The following is a 14,797-nucleotide window of genomic DNA, read 5'->3' as shown; positions in this document are numbered from 1 at the left end:
CCCCCGTATTTTGCAAGAATTTTATCAGTAAACAGTTTATTTTTTGAACTATCAAGCCAAAATTTACATCACAACGACATCAAATTGATCCTGATGATAGTAAGGTTCCATTTTTATCTCCACTTTTTTACCGATGAAGACCTCCAATTCCGCCAATAAAGCATGCGATTCTTCATTAATTAAATATTCGGCAACACTGCGCGAAGCATAAACTACATAACGCTCGGAGCGATATAGGTGATGAACTCTCACCACTTCACGTAGAATTTCGTAGCAGACGGTTTCAACGGTTTTTATCGTTCCGCGCCCTTGACAAGACGGACAATCACAACACAGCACACGTTCCAAACTTTCGCGCGTACGTTTACGTGTCATTTCAACTAAGCCAAGCTGAGTAAAACCGTTCACATTGGTTTTTACTCGATCGCCTTTTAATGCCAACTCTAAAGATTCCAATACACGTTCACGGTGCTCTTCTTCCAACATATCAATAAAATCGATGATGATAATACCGCCGAGATTGCGTAATTGAAGCTGATGCGCTATCGCCTGCGTTGCCTCAATATTCGTATTAAAAATAGTATGCGCTAAATTACGATGACCGACGAATGCACCGGTATTAATATCAATAGTCGTCATTGCTTCGGTCTGCTCAATAATCAAATAACCGCCGGATTTCAGATCCACCCGCTTATTGAGCGCACTTTGAATACCATCTTCCACCCGATAAACATCAAACAAAGGTTGAGTACCGTTATACAAAGTAACACTTTCGGTTAATTCCGGCATAAATTCGGATAGAAATTCTTTAACCTGTTCATAGGTCATTTTTGAATCGATTTGAATAGAATGAATATGCGTACCGACAAAATCGCGCAATACACGTTGTGCCAAAGCCAATTCTCCGTACAACATCGATTTTGCAGGATATTTACCTTTACGCTCCATGACTTTACGCCATAAACGTTTCAAAAATGCCGCATCCTGCTGTAAACTTTCCTCACTCACTTCTTCCGCAGCCGTTCTCACAATGAAACCGCCCAACTCATCACAATAAGGTTCAACTAAGGCTTTTAAACGGTTACGTTCTTCTTCGCTTTCAATCCGTTGCGAGACGCCGACATGGCTGTTTTCCGGCATAAAGACCAAATAACGTGAAGGCAGCGTGATATCTGTCGTTAAACGCGCTCCTTTGGTACCCAGAGGATCTTTCACAACCTGCACAACAATATCCTGCCCTTCACGTACCAGTTCACTGATATTTTTTACCACAAATTGCTTCTTCTCGTTTTCATCTACGCATTCCGTATGCGAAACAATATCGGACGCATGTAAAAACGCCGCCTTTTCTAAGCCGATATCGACAAAAGCGGATTGCATTCCCGGAAGTACGCGGGTAACTCGTCCTTTATAAATATTCCCCACAATGCCGCGTTTGGATTCGCGCTCAATGTGGACTTCTTTTAAAATCCCGTTTTCGACTAACGCCACACGGGTTTCACTGGGGGTGACGTTGACTAATAATTCTGCACAGTTCATAAATTGTTCTTTACATAACTTGAAACTGAACTGATTCTACCACTAAACAAGCGGTCTGTTTGTTAAATTTTTTTGCAAAAAGGCAACATTTCTTTGATTTAAGCCAATTATTTGATAGTCTGCACGCCATTTTGTACAAAGAGAAAAAACTATGACCGAAAAAACCTTTATTACGGGTAAAGATGCCGCCCTTGAAGAGAGTATCGAAAAATTCCAAACGAAATTAAAAGACTTAGGCTTTAATATTGAAGAAGCCTCGTGGCTCAACCCTGTGCCGAATGTATGGTCGGTACATATTCGTGATGCAGACTGTCCACAATGTTTCTCAAACGGTAAAGGGGCAAGTAAAAAAGCAGCGTTAGCGTCTGCGTTAGGGGAGTATTTTGAACGTTTATCGACCAATTATTTCTGGGCGGATTTCTATTTAGGCAAAGAGATTGCCGAAGGCAAATTTGTTCACTATCCAAGTGAAAAATGGTTTGAAATCGAAAATGAAGAAACGCTACCGGAAGGCATTTTAGATCCGTTCTTGCGTGATTATTTCGACCCTCACGGCGATTTAACCCCTGATTTATTGATCGATTTACAATCGGGCAATCCAGATCGTGGTATCGTGGCGCTGCCTTATACCCGTCAATCCGACGGTCAAACGGTCTATATTCCGCAAAGTATCATCGGTAACTTATTCGTATCGAACGGTATGTCTGCGGGTAACACCAAAAACGAAGCCCGTGTACAAGGCTTATCGGAAGTGTTTGAGCGTTTTGTGAAAAACCGCATTATCACAGAAGCGATCAGCCTGCCTGAAATTCCACAAAGTGTGATTGACGGCTACCCGACAATCAAAGCCTCTATCGAAAAATTAGAACAAGAAGGCTTCCCGATTCTCTGCTACGATGCGTCACTCGGCGGTGAATTCCCTGTGATTTGTGTGATCTTACTCAATCCGAACAACGGCACTTGTTTTGCCTCTTTCGGCGCACACCCGAATTTCCAAGTGGCGTTTGAACGTACTGTCACCGAATTATTACAAGGTCGTAGCTTGAAAGATTTAGATGTGTTTGCACCGCCTTCATTTAATAATGAAGATGTGGCGGATCACGCTAACCTTGAAACCCACTTCATTGACTCAAGCGGTCTGATTTCGTGGGATCTTTTCAAATCTGAAGCGGATTATGATTTTGTTCATTGGGATTTTTCAGGCACAACAGAGCAAGAATTTGCCAACTTAATGGCAATCTTCAATAAGCATAAACAAGAAGTCTATATTATGGATTACGAACATTTAGGCGTTTACGCTTGCCGTATTCTTGCCCCGGGTATGTCAAATATCTATCCGTCAGACGACTTAATTTATGCAAACAACAATATGGGAATGGAATGGCGTGAGATTTTGCTCGACTTGCCATATTTCCACCACGATCAAGAAACCTACCAAGAGTTATTGGACGAGTTGGACGAACAAAGCATTGACGATATGACCCGTGTGCGTGAGTTTATCGGCGTGGTGGCAGAAAAAGGCTCAGCACTGCAAACCTTGCGTATCGGCGAATTAAAATCAATGTTACACCTTGTGTTAGGCAACCTTGAAGAAGCATTGGATTGGGCAAACTGGACAGCCAATATGAATGCCTCCGTATTCTCAGCAGAACGCAATAACTACTACCGCTGTTTGATTCAGTCGATTGAGTTGTTCTTAGATGAAGCACGTGAACCGGAACAATATCGTATGGTATTTAATAAAATGTACGGCAAAGATGCGGTGGACTTTGCGTGGTCTGCGGTACAAGGCGGCAACCCGTTCCACGGCTTAAGTGGAGCGGATGAAACCCTCGCTGATCTCAACGCCCATCAAAAACTTTTAGCGGCTTACAAAAAGCTTCAAAAAGCCAAAATCGCGGCATTCCAGTAATCCCTACCTTGATACAAGCGGTACGATTTTGCCAATAATTTGCAAATCGTACCGTTATTCGTTCGGATATCTTCAATCCGCATAACGACAATATATTTTTTATCGACGTTGAGTGTAGCAATCGCCGGGGCCAGCATCCTCCATAGGCAAAAAGCTTATTGCGTTTTGTATTTCAAGGAATGTAAAGAAAGATAACTCGGGTAAAGGGTAATAAGAATGGTCCCCCCTACCGTTTTTGATCCTAGCTATAACTTACTGATAAATAAGAGAATGCAAAACTAAAAATCGGTAAAAAGGTAACATTTGAGGTAACAAGCTCTTTTATGGTTCGCTTACGTGGTCTATTTTTGATCGGTTTTGGGTGGTTTTGCAAAGGGTTCAATGCTGAAGAAATAATTTGATAAAAATCAATTTTATTATTCACAAATAGCAAATAAAAATAGATAAAAAATTTTTTTAAAACTTTTAGGCGATTTTAATCACTTGCTCACTTGAACACTTGTGAACATTAACTTATTGATTATCAAAGATTTTTTATTTGGTTTTTAAGTGATTAGAAGTGATCAAGTGATTTAAGTTATTCACTTCTAACATTTCACATTGACAATGTAGGTATTTTTACTAAAAATTCCACTAAGAAGAAAAAATGGGGTATGGCTATGGATTTGATTTATATCATTCTCGGCATTGTGGGCTTTGTTGTGATTGCTTGGATTTACTTTGCCTTTTTCTCTATTGGTATGGAACCGTCTGAAGAAATGTTCGAGTTCTGTGTATTTTTGGGGCTATTCTTTCTTTTTCCCGTTACTCTTTATTTGTTGCGAGATATTCAGGGGGTTGCTGAATGGGCTATATTATCGGCTTGTCTTGTTGTTCTAGTTTTGATTTTCTTCTCTCCGTTCATTTTTATTGGCTTACTCTTACTTGAAAGCTTCGCGAATTGCATTTCTTCATTATGTGATGAAATAGATAAAAGCAAAAAAAGGCTGTAACCATCCTTTTATTTTAACTATTTCGCCATTCATCTTCGATAGTGTGTACATTATTGAAATAGATATTTGTCCTATTCTTACCGTCAATTAGGCTTATTTTTAACGTTGGATGCATTCGTTTTTTCTTGATTGCTTTTTCTATCGAGTCTCTAAACCTATTTTTACTGATTGGCTTTGTAATGTCGTTAATGCGGCAATAAAGATCGTAGGCTGATTGTAAATACTCCTTAAAAGCGTCTTGATACATCGTTTTTGGTCTGCCTAAATAAAGTCCTCTAGCTAAATTTTCTTCTTTCGTATGGAAAGCATTTAAAAAATCGAGTAGATGATCTGTTTCCTCTTTAACTTTCATTGCCTCATCACTTTCCATTTGGTCTTCAATCAGTTTTAAAGCGTGATAAGGATCTTTGAATTTCTCTAGTAGCAAATTAATTACGCCGTTTAATTCCGCTTTGATTTTTTCTATTAAATAGTGATCTCTCTGTTCTTTCGGTACTTGTCTGTCAAATTTAAAAATTACTCTACGTCTATCAATTCCCCCGTTATTTTCAGTAAAAATCATAGGTTCATTACCAGTAATAACAAAAGTGCATTTCACTCTTTCTTGAAATGGTGTTTCATATTTTGGGTTAAATTGAATCAAGTCTCCCCCTGTAATGTTTTTCAGTTCTTCACCTTCACCAATATAGCGTTTTTGGTCTGGGCTTATTACAAGTGTTTTATTGATGATGTTGCAACGTGTTACGGGGTTTTCTAAATTTTTCAATGAAATACTTGCAGTGTTTTCTGCTCCTGCTAGTAGCTCGGCGATTGCGGTAAATGTGCTTTTACCGCTTCGCCCTTCTCCGATAATTTCTAGGAATAATTGCCACTCATAGCGATTAGTCAAAATCATATAAAGTGCGGCTAGAATACGATCTCGTCGTTCTGCTTTTTCTTCGCTTACAAAGTTTAACCATTTATCAAAATTTGGGGTTGCTTGCTGTTCCTTTCTGTAATTTGTATCAATAAATGAAAGTAAGTAGTTTTCTTTAGAATGTGGCTTAAATTCCCCCGTTCTTTTATGTAGTATTCCGTTCCTAAAGGCTAAAAATTCAGGATTAGGCTCATTCATTAATGGAACATATTCATCAGATGATGCAATGCATTTTATAATGTTGTCTATTTGGTTTTGCCCGTATTTTAAATAGCCTTTTGCAACAAAAAAGCTATTTATCAATCGTGAGATCATCTCTTTGCTTAATCTTTCCCATTTAATTCCCGTAAATGTATAAATAGCGTTCCCTTGTGATTGATTGAATGCAAAGGCATATTTTCCCCATTCTAAAAACTCTATTAAGCGTTCTTTAGGGCTTAATTTTTCAAATAATGATAAGTATTCGGCTTGTTTTTGCTCTTCACTTTTTCCGCTGTCTATGGCTAATTTTGCTAAATCTTGCTTTTCTTTGTTTGTGCGTAGTTCTTTAATGTAAGCTGTTAATTCTTCTTCTAATTCGCCAGCTTCATTCAATAGTGTAACACTATGCAAAAAAGGATTATTTTCGGCGAGATTTAAGCATAACGCCGTTAGTCTATCGGCTTTGAGTGGTTGCCCGTGGTTTGCTCGGTGTAACTTTAAAAATTGCGTATTCTTTGGGGCAATTTGTCGCTTTTCTATTTCTGATAGAATTTCATCGGAAATAATAACAGGTGGGAAATATTTACTTTCCCCTAAACTTTCAGATAAGGCAATTTCATCGGCATTTCTTGGTAATTCGGCTTTTGAAAAATCCCAAGCCTGCGAACCAACATAAACCGTTATTTCAGTTTCGCCTGTTTGATCTTGTTTCTTAACGTTTGGGGCTGGAATAAGTTTGCTTCTAATCATATTATCATCCATTTTGATGAACGGGCGAAAATTTCGCCCGCTGTTTCTAGTCTAATCGGCTTGCAAATTCGCTTATATCAGGGGCGTAATAAGTATTTTGTAAGATTGTAAAATCTCGGTGTCCGCTGATTTTGGCGAGTTCCATCGGGTTAAATTTTTTTGCAAGTCGAGTAAGGGCTTCTCGGCGTGCGTCGTGGAAGCGTAAGTTTGCATTCTCTAATCCCGCTTCTTCTTTTATCTTTCTAAAAAGTGAGCCTAGATTTCCATCTGAACTAAACATAAAAACACTACCTTCAAGTTCGAGTTTTAGCTTTGCTAATGTGCGTAAAACATCTATGGCTTTACTTGATAATGGAACGGTTCTTGCATGTCCGTTTTTCGTTTCAGGTAAAAATGCGGTTCTTCTTTCTAAATTGACGTGTTCCCACGTTAATTTGTGGATTTCTCCTAGTCGCATTCCTGTTTCAATGGCAAATAGTAAGGCTCCCCCCACTCGTGATTTTTGCGTTAAGTTTTCGCCTTGTGGCTCGTATCCGCTCGCTTTTACTAACATTTTGATTTCTTCATCTCGATAACGTCGGCTTCTCGGCGGTTCTACTTTTATTGTTTCAGATTGTTTTACGGGGTTATGTGTGCAGTATTGCCATTTGATAGCTTTGGTAAATATGTCTGAAAGTATGCATTTTTCCCTTGATACTGAGCCGTTTTTTACTTGTTTTTGCCTGTTCTTCTGCCATTCGTTGAAATGGTCTGCTTTTATGTCGTTTATGTTCATTTGAATTAGTTCGGGGTTACTTTTCATAAAGCCGATCAGCCTAAAAAGCTCCCCTCGTTTTGATTTCTTTTGTGGGGTAATTTCTCGAATGTAGCGGTCTATTACTTCCTCAAATTTGAAAAATGGCTTTTCTACATATTGATGCCCTAAAATTAATCGGTCTAATTCTGCAAGCCATAGTTTCGCTTCTTGTAGGCTTAAAAAACATTTTGAAGTACTTACCCCATTTCTTCTGTATTGGGCTCTATAGCGGGTTTCCCCGCTTTTTAGTTTTCTTGTGGTGATAGTCATTTTTTCCCCCTAAATTCCCGTAAATCCCCGTAATGATTTGATTGCATTTCTTCGGGCTTGCAGCATTAATTCGTTAATGTCTTGCTGTGTCCGCTTCTGAATAATTCGGCGGGTTTGTTTGGTTCGCTCGGCATCTTCAAAATAGGCGATTACTTCCCCTGAAAGATAACGGCGGTGGCGTTTTTGCCCTGTGCTTCCGTAATCTATCGGCTTTGGAAAGTCTTCTAGGGTGATAATGTTTGATACAACATAGCCATAACTTAAGCGTAGATAATGGGCGATTTGTTTTTCTGTCCATACTTTACGGCTTTTGCGGTTTATGCTATTGATTTGTAGCTCGTCTTGTATCGCTTTTATTTGCTCCTCAAGTCCTGAAAGTCGTTCATCAATTTTTAAAAGTAGGGCTTGTAGTTCTTTACTCATCTTCTCCCCCTAACATCTCTTTTTCTAATTGCTTGAATTGTTCTCTAATATGATGATTGTAGGCTTTGTGTAGCTCTATCATTGCCTCAATGCTTGCGTTTAATGCTTGCCAGCTTGGGGCTTGCTCTTTGATACAGTCATAAATAAAAGGGATGGTGCTAGAAATTTCTAGGTTCACTTGAAAGAAAAATAATTTCTCTTGCATCTCGCTTTTTCTTTCTTGTGTTTGTTCGAAAGATTGAAGGCTTGCATATCCGCATAATTCATCTAGGGGCGGGAAAGGTACATGATAGCCTTGGCGTTCTGTTTGTCGATTACGCATAAATCCCCCCTTTTACTTGGTTGCAAGCGGTGAGATTGTCGTTAAATCTTGCAATGCATAGGGCATTATTTGAGAGTTGTAAGCGTTGGCGTGCTTCTGCTTCTGAGTTGGCACGAATGCGAATGGTTAGGCGGTTTTTGCCTAATAGTAGAAATTTGTAGATCATTGCTGATAGCTCCGATAGTTGATTGGTTGGGGCTATCGCTTCAGTTTCGAGGCTGATTGGGCGATAGCGTGCAACGGGCTCGAAAACTGCTACTATCGGTAAACAGCAAAGGGCGGAACCTTTCCCGCTACACGCTACCATTGAGAGAAGAACGCTTAAAGCGTTTTCTTTGGGTGTGCGTGTGCAACGAATAAAAAAAGCACGGGTTAAAGGCGTGCTATTATTCGCCGATAGTAAATTCGAGTTTCGAGGCTCGGCTTCCGATTTTGCGAAAGCGTGGATAGCATACGGCGAATGTTTTTGGGTTGTCAATAATAATCTTAAAATTTCTTGCATTTTAGCAGAAATTGCAGTAGATTGTTTCTGTTTTTGAAAGAAAACATGGTTTTTCATCTTAATTATTCTCGTATAGTTTATAACCTGATTATTTCGGCTTGTCAAAATGGGCTACACATTGACAAGCCGTTTTTTTTTTTGGCGTTGAGTTTGGTATGTTGGGCGGTTAGTTCGGTTTCATTATCATTTGATCATTGCCTTATAGTTAGCTATGGCGTTGATAACATCAGGCAAATAAACAAGCGTGATGTAAAACAAAACCGTAAATAAAACGCCCCAGATGAATTTTCTTACTCTTGGCGATTTGTCCATTAGTTCTAGCATTTTTGTTACCTCTCTTGATATGTGCTTGGGCATTAGTGGTTATCCTAGTGTTGCACGCTCTTTCTAAGCTCCACTCGTTCCGCTGGTGTAAGCGGTTTTTGTGGCTCACTGTCGCCTTCAAATAGATCGGGTTGGTCTTTCCCTGCTCTGAATTGTCTTAGGCGTTCTTCATTCGATAGCGGTTTTTTGCCGTCTTCCTTAATTTGTTCTTTTTCTGTCTTGCTCCATCGTTCCGCTTGTGGGCAATCCAAAAACAAGGCTCTTTTTACGTTGGTAAGCTGTCCGATAAAATCCGCTTTTAGCGTTCCGCAAGAGGGGCAAAAAACTGTTGCTTTTACGCTTAATAGGGTGGGGCGGTCGCTTGTTCGGATTTGGCATTTTCCCCCGCAGAATGGGCATTTGATTTCTAGTCCTGCCATTAGTCGTTCTCCTGTTGTGATAGCCAGTTTTCAATGTCGGATGCTCGCCAGCGGGTGCATCTGTGCTTTTGAATAAATGGCTTTGGGAATTGTCCTTTTTTTAATAGGTCGTAAATTGTGGTTTTAGATAGGTTAAGTTTTGCTATTAGCTCGTTTGCGCTAAGCAATAGCGGGCTTTGGGTGGTTGTAGTCATGGTTTCCCCTTTGTGTTTTTATAAGGTGGTTTAAGTTCGCAAAGGGGATTTTATGAAGTGGGAATTTTGGCGTTTGGAATATTCCAAAAACTTTCGGAATATTCCAAAACGTGAGAGCGGTTTTTAAGGTTGGTTTATCCAGCGATCAACGGTTTTACCGCTTGGGGTTTGCAGTCCTTTTCGTTCAAAATCTTGCCTTATTTCGCTGTTTGGGTTATCCAGCTCTTTTCTGATATTGTTTGCGGTGGTTTCATCGTAGAACATTATCAGTAAATTACGAATAAATTCGGCTTGGGCGTTTAGGGTTTTGGGGTGGGGTTTATTTTCTATTTGGGGTGGGTTTGATTTATTTTCGATAAAGTCCATCAAATCAGAATGTAATATACGTAAATCATCTTTGCTAATTTTAGCTTTGCCAATTATATCAAGAAAGAAAATAACTCTTTCCCTATCTTCACTTGTTTCTTTAGGTGTTGCAAGAAATAAATTAAAAATTGATATTTTTTCGCCGGTAGATAACTTTTCTTCTTCTGATGAAATTATTCTTTCATCTTTCAATATAGATAAAAATCCTTGTATGTTCATTTTATTTTTAAATTCTGGGTCTTTATCATTTTTGGCAATAATGGCATTTCTAATTTCAATTTGGTTAAAAAATTGAATGCCTTTAATTATTGGTTTATCAAATTTATGGATAGCTAAAAGATCATTGTTTTGATAGTTTTCTAAAGCGGTTGGTGTTAAACACTCAAAATAATTTGATTGCTTATATTGACTATTTCCAATATTTGCAACAACAGGATAAAGTGAACAATCAACACATAATTCTAATTTAGCAATATTCCAAAAATGAATTAAATCCGCTATTTCCAGCTCTTCCCCTGTTAATTGTTTGATGCGTTTTATGGCTTGCTCTAAGGTGTACCACTTGCGGGGCGGTAGTTTGTAGTCTTGGTTCATCTTCTTATTCTCTTTGCTGTTTGTGTGTGGTTTTATAGGTTTTTATGCGTTTATTTTACCTGTTTTTATAAACAGTGAAAAGTGAAAGAAAGAGAAAAAGCACGTGTGGGGCACGTGCTTTTGATGTGGAAGGTTGGGGAAGGTGGGATAGGTTAGAAAAATTCTATAGTGCCGATTTGTTCGGGTTTATCTACTGCCTTCGGCTCTTCCATAGTAATAAGCTGATAGGCTTCCAGCTCTTCGATTGCCCCTTGTTCTAACAGGTTTAAAATGAATTGTATTTTTTCAATAAAACTTAAGCCTATCATATCGGATTTATAGCGGTGGTTTTCTGTCATTCGTTTAACTCGATATTTTCAAGTAATGCACATCCGTCAAAATCTTCTACAACAAAATCAACGTTAAAACTAAATAAATGTTCGAGGGCATCTCGCTCTGGTGCATCTAGCCAGCCTCTTCGAATATTGTTGCGGTGTACATAGAAAGAGAGATTATCTAATCGAGTGAGTAAAATCGCATTATCGGGGAAATGCGGAAGCATTACGGCTTTACATCCTCCCACTAGGTTTTGTAAACGTGTAATAAATTGCCCGTTTAAACCTTCTTTGTTGTTCTCAATCGGGCTATTTCCGACAATACCACGCCCACAAATTGCGATTAAATCGCCGTCTCGATAAACAGGGGAAATTTTGCTAATTCCTGCTTTTATGGCTTTATTTAGCGTTGAATATGTGCCATTTTCACCGATTTCACCAATATTTAAAACATTGTCTTTATTTTTTGCTGTGGCGTTATCTCTGATTTTCTGTAGCCAACCTTTTTGGACATCTTCGCCCATTGGGTTTTCTGCTGGGTTTGATGTGCCTTTACGCTCTTTGCCGTGCCAGCCAATCATTAAAATAGATTGTAGCAAATGGGTATTTAGAAAGCGTTCGACGGTTTCATCAAAAAGAGGATCAGCTGTGTAGCTATCTAATTTTGCGTAAGGAATAAAGCCGTCAATATTCATTTGCTGGCAATGATATTCCCCCGCTATTGTTGCCCGTTTTGGTATGCGTTCTTCCCGATCTGTGTCGGTTGTGCCTGCCATAATTTGAACCAATCCAAGCGCCTCACCCTGTTGGTATTTTGTTGTTACAAGGTTGATATTTTTAAATAAATCATTCTGCTTTAAAATTGCAAAAAATCGCTGTTCTTGTTCGTCTTCAACGGTAACCACTTTCCAGCCAATAAGATCTTCTTCCTGCTGAACTGAAATAGCAAATTTATTTAAATGTTCGTTGATTTTTTGGTTAAAGTCTTTCTTCATTTTAATTTCCTATCATTGCGGTTAATAATTCATTTAAGCTTTTGTTTTCTGTTTGGCTGAATTTTTCTCTGTGTTTTGCTGTTGGTGTTTTTAATTTAAAGTTTAATAATAATGGGCTTTTTGTTTTTAGGCTTTCTTCAATGTTATAATTTTGAGGAATAGCGCTTCCGATTTTTTGCTTTAAATGATTAATGATTAAGTCGCTTTCCTCTTCAAAACTAATTTCATTTGGTTTAAATTTTCCTGTATAGTAAAGCAGTGAAAATAATTCGCCTAATAATGTTTGGTTGTCTGAAATAAATTTATCTAGCTTTTGTGTTGCTATTTGTTCAGTAATTTCACCCCGTACCACATTCATTTTTTGCTGAAGGATAAATAATGATTCTTTTAATAAATAGATTTCATTATTTAAATCATTTCCTACGGCTTCGTGATATTCAATGCGGGCTTTTAATCCGGTGTCTGCATTTTTTAATTCTACGTATTCGTCTGCGGTGAGCGTTTCGCCATTTTCCATTTTGATTTTTGTTCTAGAGATAAGCTCATTTGCTTCTTCTCTAAACGCCTCTAGTAATTTTGCATTTTTCTCTTGTTCGTTGAGCTTGTTTTTAATGATCTGCTCTTGTTCTGAAAATCGCTCTTTCAATGCAGTAAAATTTTGTTGTAGTTGTTCCATATTTTTTCCTATTGGTTACGGTATTTTTGAACTTGTTCGGCTATCCAGCCTTGAACTTCACTTTCCAGCCATACTTTAGAATTTGCCCCTATGCTGACGCTTTCGGGAAATTCTTTATTTTTCATTTTTCGATAGATTGTTGCTTCTGATAGAGCCGTTTGCCGTTCTACCTCGTCAATTTTGATAAATCTCTCTTTTCTGCCTGTGATTTGCTCCATTTGTTGCCCCTGTTGTTTTTGGTTCTGCTTGCGTTTGTCTGCGAACGCTTGCAAGAATAAAACATTGTAGAAATTTGGCTATTTGTTCGGGGTGTGATGGCTGATTTCACAAAATCAAGCAAAAATTAGGGATTGCAAGCGGTGAGATGTTGGGGCGGTTTTGCAAAAAATGGGGCGTTTTTCGTGGGTTCTCTCATCGTTCTATCAAGCAGAATTTAAAAAGGGCGTTTTTGACTGCGTAGAAATGCAAAAAATTGCGTAGATTTGCGTAAAAAATAGAGCAGTTTAGGGCGTGAATGGCGTTATACAGGGCAAGGCTTAAGGCTATTTTTGCATTTGCGTAAAAATCGACACATTTAGTGTGCGGGCGTGGTGGGGATACAACGGCCCGCGTTTAGGGGCGGGCGATTTCGTTACTTACTTATAACTTTTAATCACTTACTCACTTCTAATTTATACTTAATCACTTCTATTTTTTCTTTTGAAAATCAAATAGATAAATAGAATATAAGTGATTAAGTGAGCAAGTGATTAAAAATAAAAAAGTTTTATATTTACAATAAAAAGGAAGAAATAAAAAAGCGGGGCATAATTTCCCCGCTTGGTGTGGTGGCTAGGCTTTCTTACATTGCTCTACATAGTCGCCCCACGCTTGCATAATTGCAGCACGGCGATCTAAATAACTTCCTCTAAAATAAGCATTTCTAACGGCATCCGTCCCAACGTGGGAAAGGCAAGATTCAATGACTAACGGTTCATCGGTAAAATTCTCATTCAGATATGTGCTCGCAATACTGCGGAAGCCGTGAGCAGTGAGCAAGCCTTTATATTTACCTTTCGCAATACGTTTTACTGCATTATTTACCGTTTGACTATTAGCTGGTTTATGGCGTTCATTCCTGCCTGTAAAAACGTGAACATGATGCCCATTGAACGCCTTCATTTCTTCAAGGATAGCCAATGCCTGTGTAGAAAGCGGGATACTATGCGAACGCATTCCCCCCTTCATTCTTTCGGCTGGAATCGTCAAAACTTTATTTTTAAAGTCTATATCTCCCCATTCAACGGCGGAAGCCTCAAAAGGTCGCAACATAGTTACGAGTTGCCATTCTATTAAAAGCTTGGTTTGTGGCGATCTGCTCGATTTCTGCAACGCCTTCAAAAATTCAGGTAATTGTTCGGGCGGAATAGTTGGCTGGTGTGTAACCTTAGCAGAACTAAACGCCTTTTTTAAAGGTTTAATCGGATTATCAGGAATTTTTTCCAATAGCTGTGCATAGTCCATAATCTCAATAAAATTACCCACAATTCGATAAAGTGTATCGGGCTTTTTATTCTCTAAATCTTCAAGGCGAGTAATAGCATCTTTTAAGCGAACATCGATCAGTCTCATATTTTTAAATCGAGGGAATAAATGATTTTCTAAGCGTTGCATGGTTCGCTTAACAGTTTTTGGGCTTAGCGGTTTATTTTGGCTTGCCTTTGCCTGCTTCCATTCAATCCATTTATAGGCAAAATCCCGCAATGTTTCGCTTTGTTCTTTTTTGATTTCGGCTTGTTTTATCAAAAAAGATTTAGGGCAAAAGCCTTGAGATAAAATCTTATGATGATTTCTAGCTTCTTCCCTAGCTTCTGCAAGGCTTTTGTGTGGATAGCTTCCCAAACTCATTTTTACTCGTAAACCAGTTTCAGGGCTGACATAGATAAAACGCCATAACTTTGAACTATTTGGCTTAACGAGTAAGTAAAGATTGAAGCCGTCTGATAAGTAACGATCTTTGGTTGATGGTTTTAAATTTTTAATTAGGGTGTTGTTAAGTTTCATATGCTTATAACCTTTTGAAAAATATCAAAAATTCCCTTCTCGTGTTACCTCGTTTTCTCAATTTTTCATCGAGGTAACATTCGAGGTAACAATTAAAGGCGGATGTAAGCGAACTTAAACCAACTTATAAAAACACAAAATTACGTTATTCATTGATTTTTCAAGGATTTTTTACTTATGCGAACTTATAAAAACCTTGAAATGGTCCCCCCTACCGGACTTGAACCAGTGACCAAGCGATTATGAGTC

16 protein-coding genes are annotated in these 14,797 nt (G+C 38.5%); 2 read left to right on the top strand and 14 right to left on the bottom strand.

Annotation, left to right across the window (positions count from 1 at the left end; all coding sequences use genetic code 11):
- Nucleotides 1-63 precede the first annotated feature (63 nt).
- A complete protein-coding gene (gene rng, locus ACEYJ7_RS06045; RefSeq protein ID WP_373778181.1) occupies nucleotides 64-1,539 on the bottom strand; it encodes a ribonuclease G in 1,476 nt (491 codons plus the stop codon).
- A gap of 151 nt (nucleotides 1,540-1,690) precedes the next feature.
- Here rng and ycaO point away from each other — a divergent pair, with 151 nt between their 5' ends.
- Together ycaO and ACEYJ7_RS06035 are read left to right on the top strand one after the other, a co-directional pair.
- Nucleotides 1,691-3,451, top strand: coding sequence for a 30S ribosomal protein S12 methylthiotransferase accessory factor YcaO (gene ycaO / locus ACEYJ7_RS06040; RefSeq protein ID WP_373778180.1), 1,761 nt, complete (start codon nucleotides 1,691-1,693; stop codon nucleotides 3,449-3,451).
- A 659-nt stretch (nucleotides 3,452-4,110) separates the two neighbouring features.
- Nucleotides 4,111-4,443 (top strand): hypothetical protein, encoded by a 333-nt coding sequence (locus ACEYJ7_RS06035; protein WP_373778179.1) that lies wholly within the window; start codon nucleotides 4,111-4,113, stop codon nucleotides 4,441-4,443.
- A gap of 13 nt (nucleotides 4,444-4,456) precedes the next feature.
- On the opposite strand, the gene ACEYJ7_RS06030 is transcribed toward ACEYJ7_RS06035, so the two are convergent.
- The 13 genes from ACEYJ7_RS06030 to ACEYJ7_RS05970 all read right to left on the bottom strand — a co-directional run bounded on the left by ACEYJ7_RS06030 (nucleotide 4,457) and on the right by ACEYJ7_RS05970 (nucleotide 14,548).
- A complete protein-coding gene (locus ACEYJ7_RS06030) occupies nucleotides 4,457-6,322 on the bottom strand; it encodes a phage/plasmid primase, P4 family (protein ID WP_373778178.1) in 1,866 nt (621 codons plus the stop codon).
- A 34-nt stretch (nucleotides 6,323-6,356) separates the two neighbouring features.
- Nucleotides 6,357-7,376, bottom strand: a complete 1,020-nt coding sequence (locus ACEYJ7_RS06025) for a tyrosine-type recombinase/integrase (protein WP_373778177.1) — start codon at nucleotides 7,374-7,376, stop codon at nucleotides 6,357-6,359.
- Nucleotides 7,377-7,385: 9 nt separating this feature from the next.
- Entirely contained in the window at nucleotides 7,386-7,799 is a 414-nt protein-coding gene (locus tag ACEYJ7_RS06020; protein WP_373778176.1) for a hypothetical protein, read from the bottom strand.
- Nucleotides 7,792-8,121, bottom strand: coding sequence for a hypothetical protein (locus tag ACEYJ7_RS06015; RefSeq protein WP_373778175.1), 330 nt, complete (start codon nucleotides 8,119-8,121; stop codon nucleotides 7,792-7,794). The genes ACEYJ7_RS06020 and ACEYJ7_RS06015 overlap by 8 nt, the downstream gene beginning before the upstream one ends.
- Nucleotides 8,114-8,680, bottom strand: a complete 567-nt coding sequence (locus ACEYJ7_RS06010) for an ash family protein (RefSeq protein WP_373778174.1) — start codon at nucleotides 8,678-8,680, stop codon at nucleotides 8,114-8,116. The genes ACEYJ7_RS06015 and ACEYJ7_RS06010 overlap by 8 nt, the downstream gene beginning before the upstream one ends.
- 311 nt (nucleotides 8,681-8,991) lie before the next feature.
- Complete coding sequence (locus tag ACEYJ7_RS06005; RefSeq protein ID WP_373778173.1) at nucleotides 8,992-9,366, bottom strand: transcriptional regulator; 375 nt, start codon at nucleotides 9,364-9,366, stop codon at nucleotides 8,992-8,994.
- Nucleotides 9,366-9,560 (bottom strand): helix-turn-helix transcriptional regulator, encoded by a 195-nt coding sequence (locus ACEYJ7_RS06000; RefSeq protein ID WP_373778172.1) that lies wholly within the window; start codon nucleotides 9,558-9,560, stop codon nucleotides 9,366-9,368. The genes ACEYJ7_RS06005 and ACEYJ7_RS06000 overlap by 1 nt, the downstream gene beginning before the upstream one ends.
- 123 nt (nucleotides 9,561-9,683) lie before the next feature.
- Entirely contained in the window at nucleotides 9,684-10,520 is an 837-nt protein-coding gene (locus tag ACEYJ7_RS05995) for a hypothetical protein (protein WP_373778171.1), read from the bottom strand.
- 152 nt (nucleotides 10,521-10,672) lie between these two features.
- Complete coding sequence (locus ACEYJ7_RS05990) at nucleotides 10,673-10,858, bottom strand: hypothetical protein (RefSeq protein ID WP_373778170.1); 186 nt, start codon at nucleotides 10,856-10,858, stop codon at nucleotides 10,673-10,675.
- Nucleotides 10,855-11,829: a P2 family phage major capsid protein gene (locus ACEYJ7_RS05985; protein ID WP_373778169.1), complete on the bottom strand. Its 975-nt coding sequence runs from the start codon at nucleotides 11,827-11,829 to the stop codon at nucleotides 10,855-10,857. Before ACEYJ7_RS05985 ends, ACEYJ7_RS05990 begins: the two co-directional genes overlap by 4 nt.
- A 1-nt stretch (nucleotide 11,830) precedes the next feature.
- Entirely contained in the window at nucleotides 11,831-12,505 is a 675-nt protein-coding gene (locus ACEYJ7_RS05980; RefSeq protein ID WP_373778168.1) for a hypothetical protein, read from the bottom strand.
- Nucleotides 12,506-12,513: 8 nt separating this feature from the next.
- Complete coding sequence (locus ACEYJ7_RS05975; protein ID WP_373778167.1) at nucleotides 12,514-12,723, bottom strand: helix-turn-helix transcriptional regulator; 210 nt, start codon at nucleotides 12,721-12,723, stop codon at nucleotides 12,514-12,516.
- Nucleotides 12,724-13,336: 613 nt separating this feature from the next.
- On the bottom strand, nucleotides 13,337-14,548 hold the full coding sequence (locus tag ACEYJ7_RS05970) for a tyrosine-type recombinase/integrase (RefSeq protein WP_373778166.1): 1,212 nt from the start codon (nucleotides 14,546-14,548) through the stop codon (nucleotides 13,337-13,339).
- Nucleotides 14,549-14,797: the final 249 nt, after the last annotated feature.

Source organism: Glaesserella sp., assembly GCF_041814905.1.
Lineage (GTDB): Bacteria > Pseudomonadota > Gammaproteobacteria > Enterobacterales > Pasteurellaceae > Glaesserella.
Note: the sequence above shows the minus strand (reverse complement) of the source record. Positions and strands in the feature narration are given on the sequence as shown.